The organism is Mesorhizobium escarrei (assembly GCF_935825525.1).
GTDB lineage: Bacteria > Pseudomonadota > Alphaproteobacteria > Rhizobiales > Rhizobiaceae > Mesorhizobium > Mesorhizobium escarrei.
The window spans coordinates 1-18825 of record NZ_CAKXZT010000195.1 but is presented as its reverse complement, the minus strand read 5'-3'; the positions used below and the strand labels follow the sequence as shown (position 1 = coordinate 18825).

The 18825-nt window shown below is 61.6% G+C and carries 16 protein-coding genes and 3 pseudogenes; 11 read left to right on the top strand and 8 right to left on the bottom strand.

Annotated elements, in window-relative coordinates:
- Positions 1 to 93: 93 nt before the first annotated feature.
- Positions 94 to 1152, bottom strand: coding sequence for a glycerophosphodiester phosphodiesterase family protein (locus NMG80_RS36870; RefSeq protein WP_254022688.1), 1059 nt, complete (start codon positions 1150 to 1152; stop codon positions 94 to 96).
- 54 nt (positions 1153 to 1206) lie between these two features.
- On the opposite strand from NMG80_RS36870, the gene NMG80_RS36865 reads away from it, so the two are divergent.
- The 5 genes and pseudogenes from NMG80_RS36865 (at position 1207) to NMG80_RS37145 (ending at position 4335) form a co-directional block, all read left to right on the top strand.
- A complete protein-coding gene (locus NMG80_RS36865; RefSeq protein ID WP_254022687.1) occupies positions 1207 to 1374 on the top strand; it encodes a hypothetical protein in 168 nt (55 codons plus the stop codon).
- 199 nt (positions 1375 to 1573) lie between these two features.
- Positions 1574 to 2581: an agmatinase gene (gene speB / locus NMG80_RS36860; protein WP_254022686.1), complete on the top strand. Its 1008-nt coding sequence runs from the start codon at positions 1574 to 1576 to the stop codon at positions 2579 to 2581.
- 24 nt (positions 2582 to 2605) lie between these two features.
- Positions 2606 to 3538 (top strand): N-acetyl-gamma-glutamyl-phosphate reductase, encoded by a 933-nt coding sequence (gene argC / locus NMG80_RS36855; protein WP_254022685.1) that lies wholly within the window; start codon positions 2606 to 2608, stop codon positions 3536 to 3538.
- Positions 3539 to 3940 (top strand): annotated as a pseudogene (locus tag NMG80_RS37150) (aminoglycoside phosphotransferase family protein); the annotation flags it as partial.
- Between the two features lie 74 nt (positions 3941 to 4014).
- Entirely contained in the window at positions 4015 to 4335 is a 321-nt protein-coding gene (locus tag NMG80_RS37145; RefSeq protein ID WP_367186068.1) for an aminoglycoside phosphotransferase family protein, read from the top strand.
- Between the two features lie 35 nt (positions 4336 to 4370).
- Here the strand turns inward: NMG80_RS37145 and NMG80_RS36845 are convergent, their stop codons facing one another.
- Positions 4371 to 5462, bottom strand: a complete 1092-nt coding sequence (locus NMG80_RS36845; RefSeq protein ID WP_254022684.1) for a COX15/CtaA family protein — start codon at positions 5460 to 5462, stop codon at positions 4371 to 4373.
- Positions 5463 to 5614: 152 nt separating this feature from the next.
- On the opposite strand from NMG80_RS36845, the gene NMG80_RS36840 reads away from it, so the two are divergent.
- Positions 5615 to 5833, top strand: coding sequence for a DUF2842 domain-containing protein (locus NMG80_RS36840; protein WP_023798362.1), 219 nt, complete (start codon positions 5615 to 5617; stop codon positions 5831 to 5833).
- 134 nt (positions 5834 to 5967) lie between these two features.
- On the opposite strand, the gene NMG80_RS36835 is transcribed toward NMG80_RS36840, so the two are convergent.
- Complete coding sequence (locus NMG80_RS36835; protein ID WP_254022683.1) at positions 5968 to 7053, bottom strand: AraC family transcriptional regulator; 1086 nt, start codon at positions 7051 to 7053, stop codon at positions 5968 to 5970.
- A gap of 223 nt (positions 7054 to 7276) precedes the next feature.
- On the opposite strand from NMG80_RS36835, the gene NMG80_RS37635 reads away from it, so the two are divergent.
- From NMG80_RS37635 to NMG80_RS36825, 4 genes and pseudogenes are all read left to right on the top strand, one after another.
- A complete protein-coding gene (locus tag NMG80_RS37635; RefSeq protein ID WP_367186067.1) occupies positions 7277 to 8389 on the top strand; it encodes a glycoside hydrolase family 3 protein in 1113 nt (370 codons plus the stop codon).
- A 7-nt stretch (positions 8390 to 8396) separates the two neighbouring features.
- Positions 8397 to 8888, top strand: a pseudogene (locus NMG80_RS37630) (glycoside hydrolase family 3 protein); the annotation flags it as partial.
- A 244-nt stretch (positions 8889 to 9132) separates the two neighbouring features.
- Positions 9133 to 9696, top strand: coding sequence for a fibronectin type III-like domain-contianing protein (locus NMG80_RS37625; protein WP_367186066.1), 564 nt, complete (start codon positions 9133 to 9135; stop codon positions 9694 to 9696).
- A 27-nt stretch (positions 9697 to 9723) separates the two neighbouring features.
- Positions 9724 to 11368: pseudogene (locus tag NMG80_RS36825) on the top strand (ABC transporter substrate-binding protein).
- Positions 11369 to 11757: 389 nt separating this feature from the next.
- Here NMG80_RS36825 and NMG80_RS36820 read toward each other — a convergent pair.
- Positions 11758 to 13386 (bottom strand): winged helix-turn-helix domain-containing protein, encoded by a 1629-nt coding sequence (locus tag NMG80_RS36820; RefSeq protein ID WP_254022682.1) that lies wholly within the window; start codon positions 13384 to 13386, stop codon positions 11758 to 11760.
- A gap of 236 nt (positions 13387 to 13622) precedes the next feature.
- Here NMG80_RS36820 and NMG80_RS36815 point away from each other — a divergent pair, with 236 nt between their 5' ends.
- A complete protein-coding gene (locus NMG80_RS36815; RefSeq protein WP_254022681.1) occupies positions 13623 to 13826 on the top strand; it encodes a hypothetical protein in 204 nt (67 codons plus the stop codon).
- Positions 13827 to 14063: 237 nt separating this feature from the next.
- Here NMG80_RS36815 and NMG80_RS36810 read toward each other — a convergent pair whose 3' ends face one another.
- The 4 genes from NMG80_RS36810 to NMG80_RS36795 form a co-directional block, all read right to left on the bottom strand.
- On the bottom strand, positions 14064 to 15338 hold the full coding sequence (locus NMG80_RS36810) for an RNA polymerase sigma factor (RefSeq protein WP_254022680.1): 1275 nt from the start codon (positions 15336 to 15338) through the stop codon (positions 14064 to 14066).
- A gap of 31 nt (positions 15339 to 15369) precedes the next feature.
- The gene (locus NMG80_RS36805; RefSeq protein WP_027156019.1) at positions 15370 to 15720 is read right to left on the bottom strand and encodes a YciI family protein; all 351 of its coding nucleotides are present in this window, start codon (positions 15718 to 15720) and stop codon (positions 15370 to 15372) included.
- Between the two features lie 580 nt (positions 15721 to 16300).
- On the bottom strand, positions 16301 to 17350 hold the full coding sequence (locus NMG80_RS36800) for a methyltransferase domain-containing protein (protein ID WP_254022679.1): 1050 nt from the start codon (positions 17348 to 17350) through the stop codon (positions 16301 to 16303).
- Between the two features lie 162 nt (positions 17351 to 17512).
- Positions 17513 to 18571, bottom strand: coding sequence for an alpha/beta fold hydrolase (locus tag NMG80_RS36795; RefSeq protein ID WP_367186069.1), 1059 nt, complete (start codon positions 18569 to 18571; stop codon positions 17513 to 17515).
- Between the last annotated feature and the right edge of the window lie 254 nt (positions 18572 to 18825).

Genomic DNA, 18825 nt, shown 5'->3' with positions numbered 1-18825 from the left:
GCCCATGGGACAGCGCCCCCTCTGCCCTGCCCTCTTTGCCAAAACTTGGCATCTCCCCCACAAGGGGGAGATCGGCAGCTTCAGCCACCATTTCTAGTTGATGCTCGCCGTGTTCGCCGACTCCGCCGGCCGCGCCTGATCAGAATAAGGCACGCGGTAGCCGTTCGCGGCCAGCCAGTCGATCGCCGCTTTCGGCTCGTCGGTCTGGATGATGGTGGCACCGCGCTCGGCCCAGAAGCCGTATGTCTCGCGCGGCAGACTGGCGAACACCGCCAGTTCATCGCCGCGACCGCCGGCAAGGAAGCCGCCCGGCTTGTTGACGATGGCGTAGGTATTGGCCCAGATGTGCCAGTCGCCCCTTATCGCGGCCGCGCGCATGCGGGGGCTGAACAGCGGGCCGCCGGTCTCGGTCAGCGTCTCCGCGCCGTCCCGCCAGTTGATCATTTCGACCGCGCGCGGCGAAAAGGCGCCGCTGACTTTCTCGGCGAAACCGGCGTCGCGAACCGCGTCGTCGGCAATGATCGGCATGAACTGGAAACCGCTGCCGATCGCGCCCATCGCGGCCTTGACAGTGGTGATCCTGGCCGGGTTCCACAGGTTCTCCTTGACGATCACCTGTTCGGCCATGCCAAGGTCGCGCGCCACCGCGATCATGCCGGCCAGGCTGTCGACGTTGAGTTTGTTGTCGATGTTGATGAGGATCCTGTCCTTGGTCGCCATCAGCATCTCGCGCAGCGTCGAAACCGGCTCGTCCGTGACGGCGCCGGTGCCTTCGATCACCAGCCTGCAGGTCTTGAGTTCGGCCACGGTGCGCTTGATCACCTCGCCCTTGCAATTCGTCGTGCGGTCGAGCCAGCTGTCGTGCATGACGACGAACTGGCCGTCCTTCGAACGCCTGACGTCGACCTCGACAATTTCGGCGCCAAGCGCGATCGAAGCCTCGAGGGCGGCGATCGAGTTCTCCGCAAAGAGCGTCTTGCGGGCCTGCAGACTGCCGGCACGGTGCGCCGCCACCATGACATGGTCGCGCCATTGGTTGGCGTGTTCGAAACGGTCGAGAATCTGCCTGGCGCGTGTTTCGCCTGCCGATGCCGAGCCGGTGAACAGCACCGAGGCGGCGGCAAGCAGAAGGTTCAGCCAGATCGTTCGCATGAGAATCGCTCCTACCGGATGCAGACCCGGATAAGCGACGCACGTGACAGCCCAGTGAACGAAGCCGGCTTCGCAAAATGCCGGAAAGTCACGTCACTGCCGGCTGAAGCGGCCGTTCTTCAATCTCGCACCGACGGCAATCAACTTGCCGAGATTGATGCCGCCGTACTGGCGGTCGGTGGCCAGCTTGGCGTGCTGAAACCTGCTTCGTTCCCCGGCTGACAACCATCCCACGATAGGTCGGCTGGCTACTTTCGGTTGTATTCATGCTTATCTACGCCGTTTCCGGGCTTGCCATGCGGGCTCACTTGGCAAGCAAGAAGTTGTGACCGAGCTCGAACGGCCATAGCCCTCGGAAGGGGTCGCATTTCTTAGAATTATATCCAATAAGGTTGCGCCTCGACGGACAGGAGATCGCTTCATGCCGAACACCAACATCGACCACGCCTTCACCGCCCGGGCCAGGACGGGTGCGTCCTTCGAACCGACCTATGCCGGCGCACTGTCGTTCATGCGACGCAAATACACGAAGGACGTGAAGGGCGCGGACGCGGTGGTGTGGGGCATCCCCTTCGACGCCGCCGTCACCAACCGGCCGGGCGCGCGTTTCGGACCGCAGGCGATTCGCCGCGCCTCGACCATCCTCGACAACGACCCGCAATACCCGTTTTCGCGCGATTTGTTCGAACATCTCGCCGTGGTCGACTATGGCGATTGCCTGCTCGACAGCGGCAATCACCAGAAGACGCCGGGAACGATCGAACGCGAGGCGGCAAGGATCCTGAAATCCGGCGCCTTCCTGCTATCGCTCGGCGGCGACCATTTCGTCACCTGGCCGCTGCTCAAGGCGCATGCCGCCATCCACGGTCCGCTCGCCATGGTGCAGTTCGACGCCCACCAGGACACCTGGCCGGACGACGGCAAGCGCATCGATCACGGCTCCTTCGTCGGCCGTGCTGTCAAGGAGGGGATTATCGATCCCGACCGTTCGATCCAGATCGGCATCCGCACCCATGCGCCCGACACCTTCGGCATCAAGATCCTGTACGGCCACGAAGTCGAGGACATGCGCGCGTCCGATATCGCCTATGCCATCGTCGACCGCACCGGCGGCAAGAAGGCCTACGTCACTTTTGACATCGATTGCCTCGACCCGGCCTTCGCGCCCGGCACCGGCACACCGGTCGCCGGCGGGCCATCCTCGGCAAAAATCCTGTCGGTGCTGCGCCAGATCAATCAGGTCGATATCGTCGGCGCCGATGTCGTGGAGGTTGCGCCGGCCTATGATCACGCCGATATAACGGCAATTGCCGGGTCGACGGTGGCCATGCACTATCTCGGGCTGCTGGCGGAACGAAAGGCCCGGCTCGAAGAGCTGAACAACGGCAATCACGCCGTCGTCGGATTGAATCAGGCAAGCGGCATCTAACATAGCAGGAATTCAGGCAGGCAAATGAAACCGAAAATCTTCATCGACGGCGAGCACGGCACCACCGGTCTCCAGATCAGGGCGCTGCTTGCCGAGCGCGGTGACCTGGAGATCATCTCAATTCCGACCGAGCGCCGCAAGGAACCGGCAGCCAGGGCCGAGTTCCTCAACGCCGCCGATGTCGCGATCCTGTGCCTGCCGGACGCAGCCGCGAAAGAAAGCGTCTCGCTGATCAGCAACGACACGACAAGGGTTATCGACGCCTCGACCGCGCATCGCGTGGCCGAAGGCTGGGAATATGGTTTTGCCGAAATGGACAAGGCTCAGGCGCGCAAGATCGCTTTGGCGAAGCGCGTTACCAATCCAGGCTGCTGGCCGCAAGGCCCGATCGCGACGCTCAGGCCGCTGGTGGCGGCCGGGCTGTTGCCACCGGATTTTCCGGTCACCGTCAACGGCATCACGGGCTATTCGGGCGGCGGCCGGCCGATGATCGAGGACTATGTCGCCAAGGGCGAAGATGCCTCGGAATTCCTGCCCTACGGGCTGACCCTGCAGCACAAGCACGTGCCGGAGCTCAGGACCTATGCGAAGCTGTCGCATGATCCGATCATGCAGCCGGCGGTCGGCAATTTCGCGCAAGGCATGATCACCGTCGTGCCGCTGCAGCTCGGCGGCCTCGACTATGTGCCGACCGGCGCCGAGCTCCACGCTGCAATCGCTGACCATTTCGCCGCGATCGATGGCGGCGTGGTCGAGGTGGCGCCCTATGCGGAGCTGGAGCGCGTGCCGGAGATCGATCCCGAAATCTACAATGGCACCAACCGGATGATGCTCCATGTCTTCGCCAACGACGACAGGGCCCAGGCGCTGCTGTTCGCCGTCTACGACAATCTCGGCAAGGGCGCCTCGGGCGCTGCCGTGCAGAACATGGATCTGATGCTCGGCCTCAAGCACTGAATGGACGCTCCGGCATTTCCAAGCCGCTGGAAGGTCGACGCGCCAGAACTGATCGCCGAGACGTTCAGCAGCCGCATCTGGAAGGTTGTTCGCGAGGACCGCTCGCCGGCGATCGTCAAGGCCCTCAAAGCTTTCGACGACGTCGAAGACGAGTTGCGCGGCGCCCATTTCCTCGCCTGGCGGCGCGGCGAAGGCGCGGTGCGGCTGCTCGGCCGCGACGGCCACTGCATGCTGCTCGAATATGCCGGTGAAACCTTGCTGTCACAGGTTCTCGCGGAGCAGGGAGACAATGCCGCTACAGCAATCGCGGCCGAAGTGATGGCAAGACTGTTCTCGCCATCCGACCACCCTGCCCCACCAGATCTTCAGCCGCTGCGGGTACGGTTTTCCAGTCTCTGTTCAACAAGGCGAGGATCGATCGCGACACCGGCGAAAAGAGCCTCTACGTCGAAGCGGCTGCGACTGCGGAACGGCTGTTGGCCGATCCAGTCGACGTGCTGCCGCTGCATGGCGACCTGCATCACGACAACATCATGCTGGGATCGCGCGGCTGGCTGGCGATCGACCCGAAGGGCGTTCTCGGCGATCCGGGCTTCGATACGGCAAACATGTTCTACAACCCGCTCGACCGCGACGACCTTTGCCGTGATCCCCGGCGGATTGCCGACATGGCCGAGATCTTCGCCAAGACGCTCGGCCAAACGCCGACAGCCATTCTGGATCATGCCATCGCCTATGGCTGCCTGTCGGCGTCATGGCATCATGAAGACGGCAAATGCGATCGAGGAAAGCCGTGAATTGTCCATTGCCACGGCGATCAGGGCGGTGCGGCTCAGCCTCTGACGGCGATCTGGTTGGGCATGGGATAAGCGCCCTTGGTGCCGCGCCAATGCGCTGCGGCAAACCCCAGCAGGACAAGCGCGAATGCCTGATGCGTCAGCGCCATGTGCAACGGCACCTGCATCAGCAGCGTGCCGATGCCGATCAAGGCCTGCACCAGCACCAGCATAAACAGCAGCGTCGCGCGGCGCGCATGCGTGGTGCCGGGCTGGCGGTGGTGGGTCGCGATCATGTGCCAAAGCGCTGCGACGAAAATCACATAGGCGCCGAGCCGGTGGATGAACTGGACCGTCTTCGGGCCCTCGAAGAAATTGCGCCATGCCGGCTCGAGGATCAACAGATCGCCTGGGATGAGCTTGCCGTCCATCAGCGGCCAGGTGTTGTAGCTCAGGCCGGCATCGAGCCCGGCGACCAGCCCGCCGAGATAGATCTGGATCAGCGCCAGCAACACCAGAAAGCCGGCCAGACGCTGGGTCGAACGGTCGGCGGCGGGCTCGGAGTGCGGGGCCAATCCACGCGCGACCACCATGGTCGCGGTGAAGATCAGCGCGGCCAGCGTCAGATGCGTCGCCAGCCGGTACTGGCTTACGGAGACCCGGTCGACCAGTCCGGACGCCACCATCCACCAGCCGATCGCGCCCTGCAGGCCGCCGAGAAAGAGAATGCCCAACAGTTTCGGCCCAAGACCGCGCTCGATGCGGCGCGTCGCCCAGAAAAACACCAGCGGCACGGCGAAAACCACGCCGACACCGCGTGCCAGGATACGGTGCAGCCATTCCCACCAGAAGATCGACTTGAACGCTTCAATGCTCATGCCCTTGTTGAGCTCGGCATATTGCGGGATCTGCTGGTAGCGCTGGAACTCCTCCTGCCATTCGGCGTCGTTGAGCGGCGGGATGACGCCGTGAATCGGTTTCCATTCGGTGATCGACAGGCCGGATTCGGTGAGCCTGGTGGCGCCGCCGACCAGCACCAGCACAAACAGCACCAGGAGCACGACATAGAGCCAGCCGCGCACCAGCGTCCGATTACGCAGGTCGCGGTCGCGGGCCACGAAAGGCGCGGCAGCTGATATGGCAGCCATAGTGTTGTCCCGGCAGGTTGCAGTCGCGGATTGGTGAACCATCGCAATCCAACTGGCAAGACCGGACAGCGCGGCACGCCGTCGCGCCGCTTCTTGGCTGTTGCGTGCCTCTTCCGTTGGGCCTAAGCGATAGGGATCAACCGGATCGCGAAATGCCCATTCGCCTGAAAAAGCTGATCGGAACAATCCTGCTGGTGGCACTGGTCATCGTCTATGCGCTGGTCGCATCGATCGTGGCGGTTGCCCAACTGGCGGAATCGGGACCGTGGGCGCATTTCCTGTTCTTCCTGCTCAGCGGCATGCTCTGGGTGCTGCCGGCCATGGGCATCATCAAATGGCTGATCCTGGAGCCGCCGCGGCCGAAGAATTGAGGCTCGCTCGCCGCCGCTAGATGGTGAAAGCCGGACGCTTGCTACCTCAGGCAGCTCAGCGTGGTTTTCTGCCTTCCGTGTCGCCGATCGGAACGCACAGGCAGCGAGCCCAGAAACGCCAAGCAGCAGTGGCCCTAGCGTCCCGCCGGTGAAGAAGCGGCCGGCCGTAGCGAAGGAGTCTGGTGCAAGGCCGCGACCGCGACATATTCGCGCGTAGCAGGCAGACCGAAAGTGATGTCGGACGCCCATGCCATGTTGGCCATGTAGCTCTGAAGCCTCGCGAAAGCGGCCTTGTAGGATTCATCCGGCAATTGGGAATTTGTCACGACCGAATGCGCGCGCTGCAGAAACTGGAGGGGACTGCACCCGAAACGCTCTCGAAACCGGTGGTAGAACAAGGACGGATTTCCAATCCCACGAGCGGACATGATGTTCAAAACCGTCTCGGTTGTCGTCAGAAGATCTTCCACCACGGCGTCTATCTTGATACTTTGCACGTAGTCTCGGAAGCTGATGCCGGTGCGCGCCCGGAAAAGGCGCGACAAATGGCTCATCGTAACACCCTCCGCGCTAGCAAGTTCGCCAAGCGATGGCGCAGGACGGAGGCGACCCAAACTGTCCATGATCCGCAATATGCGATCGCGGCCGCCCCCTCGCGGCTCGCGGCGCTGATGATCGATCGGCTCCCACGGTATGAAGCGGTGAATGTAGCAGCTCAGCCCCGTCGCCATCGCACCCCGCACGACTGCATCGTCAGGCCTTCGCGTATCGCTGAGAATCATGCGCGCCACGAATGCCTTAATCGGCAGGATCATTCGTTGAAACGGCTTACCGTGCAGAAAGCTTTTGCAGCGATAGGAACGTTCCGCGAAACCCGGAAGACCAAGCCTCTCATAATGCGAAACATCAAGATGAACACCGCAGATGAGTGAATCGGCCGAAAGGGACACCGAATTGTGCGTTTCATCTGCGTTGATGATCATCAGATCGTCTTCGTGCATCAGACAGGGCCGCCCTTCCACTACGATTCGCGCGGTTCCCCTCAGCACCAAAAGGATCTCCATTTCCGGATGCCAATGAAAAGGGATGTCGCTGGCACCGTGAATAAAAGGTCTAGCCCGCGAGATGCCGTCGAGGTCGAGTTGTTGAAGCCCATGGTTGACCCCATACCGGCGCTCTCCGGCCGAGGCACCCACAAATATCGCGTCACGCTCCGACATCCCAAACCACCTTGCACAGAAATATCAAAAAGTGACGTTCAACGAGGTCACATACTGCATCTATCGATTGGCGCGGTAGTGCAATAGTGTTGCCCATACCGGCCTGGTCAAGGGCGTTCGGCCTCTGGCGATCAGATTCCCATCACGGAGGGAGTGCCCGGCCGAAGGACGGCAATTGTCAAATTGGAGCTGTGGCCAATGCAGGTGGAGAGGCTTTGATTCGGTGTGGGACGTATCTGATAGCGACCTGAGCTCACTCGTCGACGAGATGACGAGTGAAGAGAAAGCCGATCTGCTGACGGGGAAAGGCCTGTGGCGGACTGCGGCCAACTATCGCCTGAACATCCCTGAAATCATCATGACAGATGGCACATATGGCGTGCGCTATTCGATTGATCAGATCGATGGGATCAACGACGAGCGCACCAATCTCGAACAGTTCCTGTCTGTGGTGAATCAGCGGGCCGATCAGCCTCTGGCACCTGATTTCAGTTCCACGCGGCCTGCGACATGTTTCCCGAATGGCTCCGCCTTTGGCTGCTCTTGGGACGTCGATCTCGCATACGAATTGGGGCGCGTGCTGGCCGCGGAATGCCAGGCCTTTGGCGTCAACCTCTTGCTGGGTCCGGGCATCAATATACGACGTACACCGCTGGGTGGGCGCAGCTACGAGTACTACGCTGAGGATCCGGTTCTTGCCGGCGATCTTGCGGCCTCTGTAATCAACGGCCTGCAAAAAAACGGCGTCGGGGCCTCGTTGAAGCATTTTGCATGCAACAACTCCGAGATCCAGCGGACGACGATGAGTTCCGATGTGGACGAGCGCGCGCTTCGGGAGATCTACCTTGCAGGTTTCGAGCGCGCTATCCGCAAGAGCAATCCCTGGACCGTGATGAGTTCATACAACAGGCTGAATGGCGTCCAGGCCGCAGAGAGCCACTGGTTGCTCACCAAGGTGTTACGGGACGAGTGGAACTATGACGGGCTCGTGGTTTCCGACTGGCACGGCATCAAGGATCGACCGGCCGCAGCGATTGCCGGTAATGATCTCGATATGCCGGAAAGCAGATCCCGCAGGCGCCGGCTTCTTGCCGCCATGGAAAATGGCAGCGTACCGATGGCTGCGGTCGACCAATCCTGCATCCGGATTCTGGAGTTGGTTCGTCGGGCGAAGGGGGGCGAACGTCGCGATGCGACCTTCGATCTGGAAGCCAACCACGAGCTTGCGCGCAAGATGGCTGCAGAGTCCATCGTGCTGCTCAAGAACGAAGGCCCCTTGTTGCCCCTGCCGCCGGGCCTCAAGCGAATCGTGGTGATCGGAAAACCCAGCAGTTGAACCCGTTATCCAGGGGTCGGGCTGCGCTACCACCCGTCCGACACGTGTCGACATCCCGTTTGAGCACATTCACGCATTTGCCGATCCGGACGCCGAGGTGAACTACTTCCCGCTTCAAGGACATGATGCCGATACGAACGCTGGTCTTGCCGCGGCGGCGGTCCTTGCTGCGGCAGGTGCCGACGCCGTCATCGTCTTCGCGAACACCGATGTCACCTATGACGGAGAAGGCACCGACCGTACCGATCTTCATCTGGCGGGCGGGCAGGACGCCCTGATCGAGCAGGTAGCTCGGGTAAACCCGCGGACCGTGGTTGTTCTGGCGTCGCCTGACGCGGTCGAGATGCCGTGGCTGGCGCATGTGCCTGCCGTGCTGTCCACGTTTTTCGCTGGGCAGGGCATGGGCGGGGCAGTGGCCGAAATCCTGTTCGGCCGTCGCAACCCGTCCGGCAAGCTTACCGTGACGTTTCCGGCGCGGCTTGAAGATACCCCGGCGTTCCTCCTGTATCCCGGCGAGAACGATCGCCACAGCTATGCGGAAGGCATTTTTGTTGGCTACCGCTACTATGACCGGCGACGCATCGCCCCGCTCTTCCCCTTCGGTTTCGGCCTCAGTTACACGACGTTCGCGTATTCCGAACTTGATCTTGATCGGGCGATCCTCTGCGAGGACGACACGCTAATGGTTAGTTTCGCCGTGACAAACACGGGCCCTGTGACCGGCAAGGAGATCTGTCAGGTATATGGCGGGGCCAGAAAAGCCGCGACTCCACAGGCCGGAGCGCGAGCTGAAGGGCTTTGCAAAGGTCGAACTCTATCCGGGCGAGACGAGGCGCATCGAGGTCGCCATCAGTGCGCGCGATCTGCGATATTTCGACCCCGCGCATCAGCGATGGCTATTGGATGGAGGCCCATACAGGATCGATGTAGGAGCTTCGTCTCGCGACATCCGCCTTTCTGGCGAAGTGATGTGCGAGCCGGCGCAAACAGCGGCGCGGCAGCTCACCCTCGACAGTCAGCCATTTCTCATTCTGGACGACCCGGTCGGCTACGAGAAGCTGCATGCCTTCTTCCGCTCTCGGCTCGCGCTAGACGACAATGGCGCAGACCAACTCATCGGCTATTGCCGAATGTCGTTCGTCGGCATCCACAGCACGATCGCATGGTTCGCAGGAGAGACTATCACCGAAGGCGAGGTGCGGGAGGTGATCGACAGCATCAATGAGGCGAACCGCTCCGCGGACCGGCGGAAATCGCGTGAGACGCCGCTTAGTTCGCAAGAAGTTGGCGCGATCGTCGTTCCGTGAAAAAGCACCACAAATGGGGAACAAGTCATGACAGTCTACAAGAGCAACGGGGATCAAGTTCCCGATCACATTCAAACCACGGCCTTGCATGTGAAGGCGGGATTGGTTGACCGCCGCGAGTTCCTCGCTCTCGCCAGCGTCTTCGGTGCTTCAACCGCTATGGCCTACGGCATGATCGGGCTGACCGCGCCGACACCAGCCGCCGCGCAGGAACCGAAGAAGGGCGGTGTGTTGAAAGTAGCCATGCCGGTAAAGGATCCAAAGGATCCCCGTACCGCCGACTGGTCGGAAATCGCTAATGCAGAGCGGCAAATGCTTGAGCCGCTGGTGAAATACACCAAGGACTACACAATCGAGCCGTATCTCCTCAAGAGCTGGGACGTCAACGACGACGCTACTGAATACACACTTCATATCCGACCCGGCGTCATCTGGAGCAACGGCGAACCGTTTAATGCGGACGACGTTATCTTCAACTTTACTCGCTGGGCTGACAAAAGCGTGGAAGGTAACACGATGCCGGGCCGCCTTGGATCGCTGGTCGATGAGACCACGGGCAAGCTGCGTGAGGGCTCCATCACCACGGTCGATGACATGACGGTCAAACTCACGCTGGCCAAGTCGAACATTGCGTTCATCCCAAACCTAACCGACTATCCGGCCCTGGTAGTGCACCGCTCGTTCGACGAGACCGGCGCGAACTTCGCCAAGAACCCAATCGGCACCGGCCCCTTTCAGCTGGTCTCCTATGATGTCGGCCAGAGGGTCGTCTTCATACGTCGTGAGGACGGCAAGTGGTGGGGCGGTGAGGTCCATCTCGACGGTGTCGAATTTATCGACTACGGCAGCGATCCAGCGGCGATGGTCAGCGCCTTTGAGGCGGGCGAGGTGCACGCAAACAACGAAACCACGGCCGACTATGTCAGTATCCTCGACGGTCTCGAATTGGTGAAATCGGAAGCCCTCACGGCGTCTACGATCGTTGCTCGCACCAACGTCAAAACCAAACCCTATGACGACCAGAGAGTGCGTAGCGCGCTGCAACTTGCAGTCGACAACAAAGTTGTTCTCCAGCTTGGAATCAGCGACGCCGGCGTTCCAGCCGAGAACCACCATGTCTGCCAAATCCATCCCGAATATGCTGAACTCCCCAAGATCGCCCGCGACCCAGCTAAGGCCAAGTCGCTAATGGAGGCCGCCGGCCAGGCCGACTTCGAGCATGACCTCATCACGGTCGACGAGGATTGGCAGAAGAACACCGGCGACGCCATAGCTTCGAGACGCCGGCTTCAAGGTCAAGCGCACCGTGCTTCCGAGTTCCACCTTTTGGAACGACTGGACGAAATATCCTTATTCGATGACCAGCTGGAACATGCGTCCGCTCGGCGTACAAGTTCTGGCGCTCGCCTATCGCTCCGGCGAATCGTGGAACGAGACCTCATGGTCCAATAAGGAATTTGACGAGAAGCTCGAGAATGCGCTTTCGATCGCGGATGCCGAAAAGCGCAAGGAACTGATGGTGGACATCGAAAAGATCTTACAGGACTCCGGTATTATCATTCAGCCCTACTGGCGTAAGCTCTACAACCACTGCGCCCAGAACGTGCGGAATTTCAGCGTTCATCCGACCCTCGAGTACGACCTTGGGAAAGTCTGGCTCGACGAAGCTTGATCGGGTCAGTATTCCGAAAAACTTGTCCCGCTGCCAGTTCGCCGTCCTAACCGCGGCCGAATTCCATTCGCCGAGGTCGACTGCATCGTGCGCAGCTATTTCGATGCTCGCGCCGACACGGGGGCGGTTACGCGCGAGGAGCTTTCCGAATGCTTGCCTCGTTACCGTCATGGACGTGCGGCCTCCGGGCGAATTCGCGCTCCCGCGTCTGATCCGGAAGCGTCAAATCCGGACTGTCAAAAGGCAGGGCAAACTCATCGAACTGCTCAGCAGATCCAGCAGCAGTTGCCGCCAGCACAACCGCGATTGCGGTAAAAGCTAAGGATGGAAAAGACATCGTTCGGCCGTCTAAACTTCCGGTTGCAATCACGCCGACGCCTGCGACCCTTTCATTTCTCCGGCAGACCTGCCTTGGCAAGGTCGGCGAGTTCGCCTTCGAGAATCGCGGGGTCGCTGTAGAACGAGCCTTCTCGCCAGGCAGCCTGCGTGAATCTCGGATTTGCCGTCAGCGCTTCTGTCACCGCGGCTTTTGCTTCGTCCAACCGCTCAAGCCGGACGTAGTTGATCGCGAGCGACAGGCGAGAATAAGCCCACATCGGCTCGGTCTGCTGATATTCCCCGATCGAGTCCTCGTACCTTCCCATCAATCGGTAGTTGTAGGCTCTCATTAGATGATGCTTGATTTTTCGGCTAGGATCGCGCGCTTCGCCGAGAGCAAGCCATTCGAGGGCCTTCTCGTGCTGGCCTGATGCTGCAAGGACTTCCGTCAGGCTGACCATGACGAAGGCATCATAAGGCCCCATGGCGACGGCCGCGTCGGCTTCCTGGATCGACCCCGCAAAGTCGCCTTCGCGCATCAACACGAAAGCGAACAGCCAGTGTGCGAGCCTTCTCACCTGCGGCGTAAGGTTGTCCTCGGCGAGCACTTCGCGGACAAGGCTGCTTGCCTTGCGGAAATCGGCCGTCAGGTCGTCGCTCCACCAATTCCACGCCGCAGTCCAGTAATACCAGCCGAGTTTGACCTTGATGAGCGTCGAATTCGGGAATTTGGTCAGGCCCTCTTCCCAAATCCGGCCGGCGCGGTCGTTCTCGTCCTTGGTCTCCGCTTTCATGTAAACGTCGTGGGCACGCAGGTAGTAGTCGTATTCGGCGAGGGCGGCCGTGTCCGTCCCCCAAGCTTCGCGGTATTGCGATTGTTTGAGCTGTCCTCTTTCTCCTGTGAGAGCGGCGATGATTTTTCCCGTCACCTCGTCCTGCAATGCTGGCGGGTCGGCACCCGCCTTGTCGAAGCGTTCGGCCCACAGATGCTTTCCAGTCTTCGTGTCGTTGAGCTGCGCGACGATGCGCATTTTGTCCGCCTCCTTACGGACGCTGCCTTCCAGCACATAGTCGACGCCGAGTTCGCGGCCGATCTTACGGACATCGGAAGGCTGGCCTCCATAGGTGAATGATGAATTGCGGGCGATCACCATGACGTCCGGCGCTCGCGCCAACATGGAAATGATGTCCTCCGCGACGCCGTCTCCCATGTAGGCAAGACTTTTGTCTTGGCTCATATCGTCAAAGGGTAACACCGCGATCGATGGCAACCTCTCGGGTGCCGGGCTTGGAGTTGGCTTGGCCAGCCAGAGCATGGCCGCCATGATGGCTGCCACCCCAATCACCGCCGTGATCAACCTGTGGCGATCACGGCGTCCAGGCTGTGTTCCTGGCTCGAACACGTAGCCGCGTTTCAGAATCGTTCTGACGATTTCATGCTTCTCGTCGCCGAGCGCTTTGCGAATCTCGGTTATGCACTGGACAAGGCTATCGTCGGTCACAGCGATGTCGCCCCACACCGCCTGCATCAGTTCGTCTTTGGTGACGAGCGTGCCCGACCTCAAGGCAAGTAGCCTCAGAACCTCAGCTGCTTGTGGACGCAAAATCACGGTATGCCCGGCTTGATCAGTCACCGACCCGCACTGAAGATCGACCGTGCGGCCGTCCAGGCGAAGCAACGTCGGTGCCGGGCTGTGCATCGGAACTTTCCCCCTGAGCGGATGCCCAGGGTTTTCTCCCATCGCCAATCTATACCGAAGTCGGTCCCAATTCCAGCATTCGGCAATCGCCCAAGTCTTCCGTTAGCGATCGCAAGATTTCGTCCGGTTTCGTCCGGCGATCGTGCCGATCTCGTTACGACTGGCGCTATCGGGTTCACGCTCTTCTTCGCCCCGCCATTCCGGCGGAGTGACATTGTTCACGAATGGAGAGGATGATGATCGAACTCGTAATCGCCGCTTGTCTTGCGACGGGCGAATGTAAGGAAACCAAACTGACCTACGACGCCCGCGACGTGTCGCTGATGACTTGCCTGGTCGCTGGTCAGTCGGAAATCGCCCGCTGGCAACAGCGACATCCGGCCTGGCAGGTGAAGCGCTGGCATTGCGGCGTCGCCCGGCAGCTAGGGGAGGCGATTTGAGGATCCGTTCAGTGCGGCAATGGCGGATGGAAGGGGCCGGCCGCCCCGGGGCGGCGCTCCTCATCAGAATTCACGCCCATGACCCTGAGGTGCCGTTTCACGGAACCGCCTTGGAAGTCCGGGGCGGGTGAGACAGCGGACGTTCAGCGACATCCACGTCGGACCATACACACGGAAACGACAAAAGCCCCGGAAGCGGTCGATCCGGGGTCGACCATATCCTTGTCTGATCAGGGATTATGATGACATCGCTGCGTCGGCCGCCTCAGCGGCGCGCCGTCTCAGCAGGTCATGTTCCCGCCTGTTGCCCGCCAGCGCCGCGGCCGCTTCGAATGCGTCGCGCGCCTCCTCGTAACGGCCGAGCTTGTGGAGTAGGTCGCCGCGAACGCTCGGCAGCAGGTGATAGCTTTTGAGCGCCGGCTCGCGCGCAAGGCGGTCTACGATCACCAGCGCCACTTCTGGGCCTTCGGCCATGCCGACGGCAACCGTGCGGTTGAGGTCGATGATTGGCGAGCGCACGACAGCCGCCAGCTCCGCATAAAGTCCGGCGATGCGCGACCAATCGGTATCGCCCGCCGTCCTCGCCTGGGCGTGGCAGGCGATAATCGTCGCCTGGAGGACGTAAATGCCGCCGGCTCCGCCTAATTCGCGTGCTCGCCCGAGCGCCTGCATCCCGCGCCGGATCTGGAGTTGGTCCCAGAGTGCGCGGTTTTGGTCCAGCATGAGGATTGGCTCGCCCTCTGCGTCAATACGCGCCGCCGTCCGCGAGGCGTTCAGCTCCATCAGAGCGAGCAGTCCATGGGCTTCGGGCTCGTGCGGCACGATGGAGGTGAGCACGCGGCCCATGCGAAGCGCTTCATTGCAGAGCTGGGGGCGCAGCCAGTCCTCGCCGCTCGCCGCGGTGTAGCCTTCGTTGAAGATGAGGTAGACGACCTCCAGCACCGAGGAGAGCCGCTTTGAGAGCTCCTCGCCGCTTGGGGTCTCGTAGGCCAGCCCCGATTCCGAAAGAGTCCGCTTCGCGCGCACGATGCGCTGGGCGATCGTCGCCTCCGGCAGCAGGAAGGCCCTGGCGATCTCCTCGGTTGTCAGGCCGCAGATCATCCGCAGTGCCAGCGCCGCCCGCGCCTCGCGCGACAGTCGCGGGTGACAGGCGGTGAAGATGAGCCGAAGCAGTTCATCGCCTATGTCGTCGTCCAGGGCCGAGTCGAGGTTGGGCATGGCCTGCTGCTCCTCCTCCATGTCCCAGGCGATAATGTCGTGCTTGCGCTCAAGCATCCGGCTGCGGCGCAGATGATCCAGGGCCCGGCGCTTGGCGGTCGCCATCAGCCAGGCGCCGGGTTTTTCCGGAACGCCTCTGGCGGGCCACCGCTCAAGGGCGGCCAGCAGGGCTTCCTGCGTCAAATCCTCGGCCAGCGGCACATCGCGCAGCATCCTCGCCAGACTGGTGATCAGCCGGGGCTGCTCGATCCGCCACACGGCGAGAATCGTGCGATGGGCGTCGGCGACCGTCATGACCGCCGACCGCGTCTGCAGGAACGTCGCCTCAAGGGCCGGCAAACGCGCGGACCTCGCACGTGCCCTCCCAATCCGGCATGAAATCCTTGTGGAGCTGCATGAACTCGACCGCCGACGCCACGGCCTCTTCCTTGTTCCGGAACTCCATGATCGCGTAGCCGCCGATGACCTCCTTCGCCTCGACGAACGGGCCATCGATGACGCTGAGCTTCCCATCGGCGATGCGCACCTGCGCGCCCATCGCGACCGGCGTGAGCCCGCCCATGTCGACCATGCGGCCGGCCTTGATTTCCCGGTCGGCGAGCTTGTTCATCGCCTCGATGAGTTCCGCCGTTGGCGGTCCGGCGTGGGCGGAAGTGACGAACGACATGAAGCGCATTTGAGAACTCCTCCTGAGGCGAGCCGCGGACGTGATGGCCGCTGAACAGTCTCGCTAATAAGTCGACGAACCAGCCCCCGGCGCATCGACATGCGCTTTGAATAAAATCACGCCCGGGCTCTAAAGACGATGGGCGAGTGAACAGGTCCGATTGACCATCCCATCTAACGCCGACCACTCGTCCAGCGTCGTGAGTTGCGTTGCCGTGTCAATTTTGGCGGCTAGGAGGCTGCTTGCGCATTCTTGAGAGGCAGTGGTTCTAACTTCCGCTAAGAGGTCAACTCCCGCCGTTGGACGTGTGTCAAGTGGATGGCCGGTTCTGTGATGGGTTTCGGATGCCGGCCCTCTACTGAGATGGCGTGGCGCCGGGGCCGGCGTCCGAAACCCATCACAGAACGAGCCATTCACACGGGTAGTCCTTTCTGAGGCGAATTCGCGAGCACAATTTCAAAGTGTTGTCCGCAAAGCGGACCCTCCGAACGTTCGTGCGTCGGTAGCTGCGGAGCATTGAAACGGACCGAAGGGGTGGGGATGCGCCGCCCGTGCCGCATATGAGTCGAACGCGGACGCCTTTTTGCCGTCAGGTCGCTTCGAGCACCATGTTGAGCGGGGTCTGAGCGGCCCGCCGGACACGCATGAAGCCACCTGACCGGATCACCTCGGTCAGCCGCTTCTCTCCTGCCTGCGCGCCAAGCGCGAGACCTGTCTCCTGCGCCAACGAAGTTGGCACGCAGATCATCGTCGAGGCTGAGTAGTAGAGCCGCCCGACCGGGTTAATGTTGTCCTCCAGCGTGTCGCCGGCCATCGGCTCGACCACCATCCAGGTGCCGCCGCCTTTCAAAGCCTTGCGGATATGCGTCGCCGCGGCCTCGGGGTCGCCCATGTCGTGCAGGCAGTCGAAGCAGGTGATCAGATCGAAATCACGCCCGGCGAAGTCCTGTGCCCGGCCGACCTCGAACTGCACGTTCGCCACGCCATGCCCTCTCGCATGCGCTGTCGCAGCGGCAATGGAAGCCGGATGGAAATCGTAGCCGGTAAAAAGTGAGGCAGGAAATGCCTGCGCCATGAGAATCGTCGACAGGCCGTGGCCACACCCCACATCGGCCACTTTGGCGCCCGCCTCCAACTTGTCGACGACGCCGTCGAGCGCCGGCAGCCAGTCCTGTACAAGCGCGTTTACATAGCCTGGCCGGAACAGCCGTGCCACAGCGCAGAACATGCAACCGGCCTGATCGCCCCAGGCAACGCCCCTGCCGGTCTTGAAGGCCGACTGCACCTTCGGCTGGTTCTCGACCATCGCGGCAGCGGTATCGAACGCGCCGATCAGATTGACCGGGCTGTCCGGCTCTGCAAACACGAAGGACTGCTCGGGCGTCAGACAGAACCGCCCGCCCTCGTAGTGCACGTAGCCCGATGCCGCCTGTGCCGACAGCCATTCGCGCACATAGCGAGACGCGCATCCCGCGGCATCGGCAAGTTCGTCGGCCGTTGCCGGGCCAGTCTCCCGCAGGGTCTTGTATAGGCCGAGCGAATCCCCGATCCGCACGAGGGGCACGCTGACCGCACCGCCGAGATCGCCAAGCACGCGGCCCACCAGTTCGTTGAGTGTCGTTTCGTTGAGTTGTGTCACGTCGAGGTTCCTCCTGGTCTTCCGGCGGCGACCAGCCGCCCTCGGTATTCCAGAATGAGACCTGCCGTGCCCGCGGGCATGAGGCGGCTGTCCCGCGCAGCCACGGAAACTCAGATCTTATTGGGGGCAAATGTCCCGCATTCGCGTTGACGACCCCGCAACCTACCTGGAAAGGGTCATGAGGATCGCCTGCGAGCGGCTGTGCACGCCAAGCTTGCTGAAGATTGCTGACAATTGGTTGCGCACGGTCTTCTCGCGCTTGCCCAGGCGTTCGGCGATCGAACGGTTATCGAGGCCCTCTGCAACCAGTTCCAAAATGGCCGCCTCTGCGGGTGTCAGACCGGCTTCGCGGATGGCGCGCGGCTGCATTGGCTGATCCTGCTCGAGAAAGCGTGCGAATTCGGCCTGGAACACTGCCCAAGCTGGCTCGTCCGGCAAGAGCACATGGTTCTTGCTTTCCAGAGGCACGAAACGCGCGCCCGGAATCGCGGCCGCAAGCTTGCGGCCTTCGTCGAACGGCACGCGCATATCGCCGCGGCTGTGTGCGATCAGAGTCGGGAGGCGGAGCTTTGCTGCCAAATCCAACACGTCGATCCCCTGCATCTGGGAAAGCAGTTGTGCGGCGACGTCGGGAGTAGCCGTTACGCGCTCGAGGTCACCCCACCAGCGGTGCTGATCCGGTGTCCCGTCGGGGATGAAGAGGTTGGTGAAGAACCGACAGAAGGCCGGATTGTCGCGACCCCAGCCGATACGAATGAAGTTGACAAGCGTCTCGGCCTCCAGCCGCTCGGCCTCCGTCTGGGCTCGAACTCTCGCGCCTTGGCCATAGGCATTCAAGAGGACGAGATGAGACACCCGCTCGGGATGCCTCAAGGCGTATGCGATGGCGAGAGCGCCGCCTTGGGAAAGACCGAGCAGGACGAAGCGCGGCTCCTCGATCGACGCGGCCACCGCCTCCAAATCGGCGTGCCACGCTTCAAGTGAGAGATCTGCGACATGACGGTCCGACAGGCCGCAGCCGCGCGGATCGTAGCGTACAAACCGGTTGCGGGACGATAGCGCCTGAAGCCACGGCCGCCACACCGGACTTTCTAGATCGTAGTCGACATGGCTGAGCCAATGCGGCGCCCGAAGGATCACCTTTCCCTCCCCGCAAGAGGCGACCGCGATGCGAGTGCCATCCGCTGAGGTGCAGAACCTTATACTCTGGCTGAGCTTCATCGTGCCAAGATATCGCAACGGAGTTCCAGACAACAGGCCGGTCTCATGTCGGATCGATCCGGTGTTCTCCTAGAAGAACAATTTGGAAGACATGACAACTACGGCTGCGCCTAGTGCAACCGCGATCCCCAGTGTGGTCGCCGGTAATGTCCGCTTCTATACACTGGCAGAACGAACCACAACGGCCGAGATGGGGCGCAAAGCCGCCCGGCAGCCATGGGCAATCGGTCGGGCAGATGGGGTATTCGGCTTGC

Bases quoted from the DNA above. Each gene is read 5' to 3' on its own strand.
- argC (WP_254022685.1), top strand. From the start codon at position 2,606: ATGAAACCGAAAATCTTCATCGACGGCGAGCACGGCACCACCGGTCTC.
- speB (WP_254022686.1), top strand. From the start codon at position 1,574: ATGCCGAACACCAACATCGACCACGCCTTCACCGCCCGGGCCAGGACG.
- NMG80_RS36795 (WP_367186069.1), bottom strand. From the start codon at position 18,571: ATGAAGCTCAGCCAGAGTATAAGGTTCTGCACCTCAGCGGATGGCACT.
- NMG80_RS37625 (WP_367186066.1), top strand. From the start codon at position 9,133: ATGGCGGGGCCAGAAAAGCCGCGACTCCACAGGCCGGAGCGCGAGCTG.
- NMG80_RS36820 (WP_254022682.1), bottom strand. From the start codon at position 13,386: ATGCACAGCCCGGCACCGACGTTGCTTCGCCTGGACGGCCGCACGGTC.
- NMG80_RS36835 (WP_254022683.1), bottom strand. From the start codon at position 7,053: ATGTCGGAGCGTGACGCGATATTTGTGGGTGCCTCGGCCGGAGAGCGC.
- NMG80_RS36840 (WP_023798362.1), top strand. From the start codon at position 5,615: ATGCCCATTCGCCTGAAAAAGCTGATCGGAACAATCCTGCTGGTGGCA.
- NMG80_RS36870 (WP_254022688.1), bottom strand. From the start codon at position 1,152: ATGCGAACGATCTGGCTGAACCTTCTGCTTGCCGCCGCCTCGGTGCTG.
- NMG80_RS36845 (WP_254022684.1), bottom strand. From the start codon at position 5,462: ATGGCTGCCATATCAGCTGCCGCGCCTTTCGTGGCCCGCGACCGCGAC.
- NMG80_RS36810 (WP_254022680.1), bottom strand. From the start codon at position 15,338: ATGACGGTCGCCGACGCCCATCGCACGATTCTCGCCGTGTGGCGGATC.
- NMG80_RS36815 (WP_254022681.1), top strand. From the start codon at position 13,623: ATGATCGAACTCGTAATCGCCGCTTGTCTTGCGACGGGCGAATGTAAG.
- NMG80_RS36805 (WP_027156019.1), bottom strand. From the start codon at position 15,720: ATGCGCTTCATGTCGTTCGTCACTTCCGCCCACGCCGGACCGCCAACG.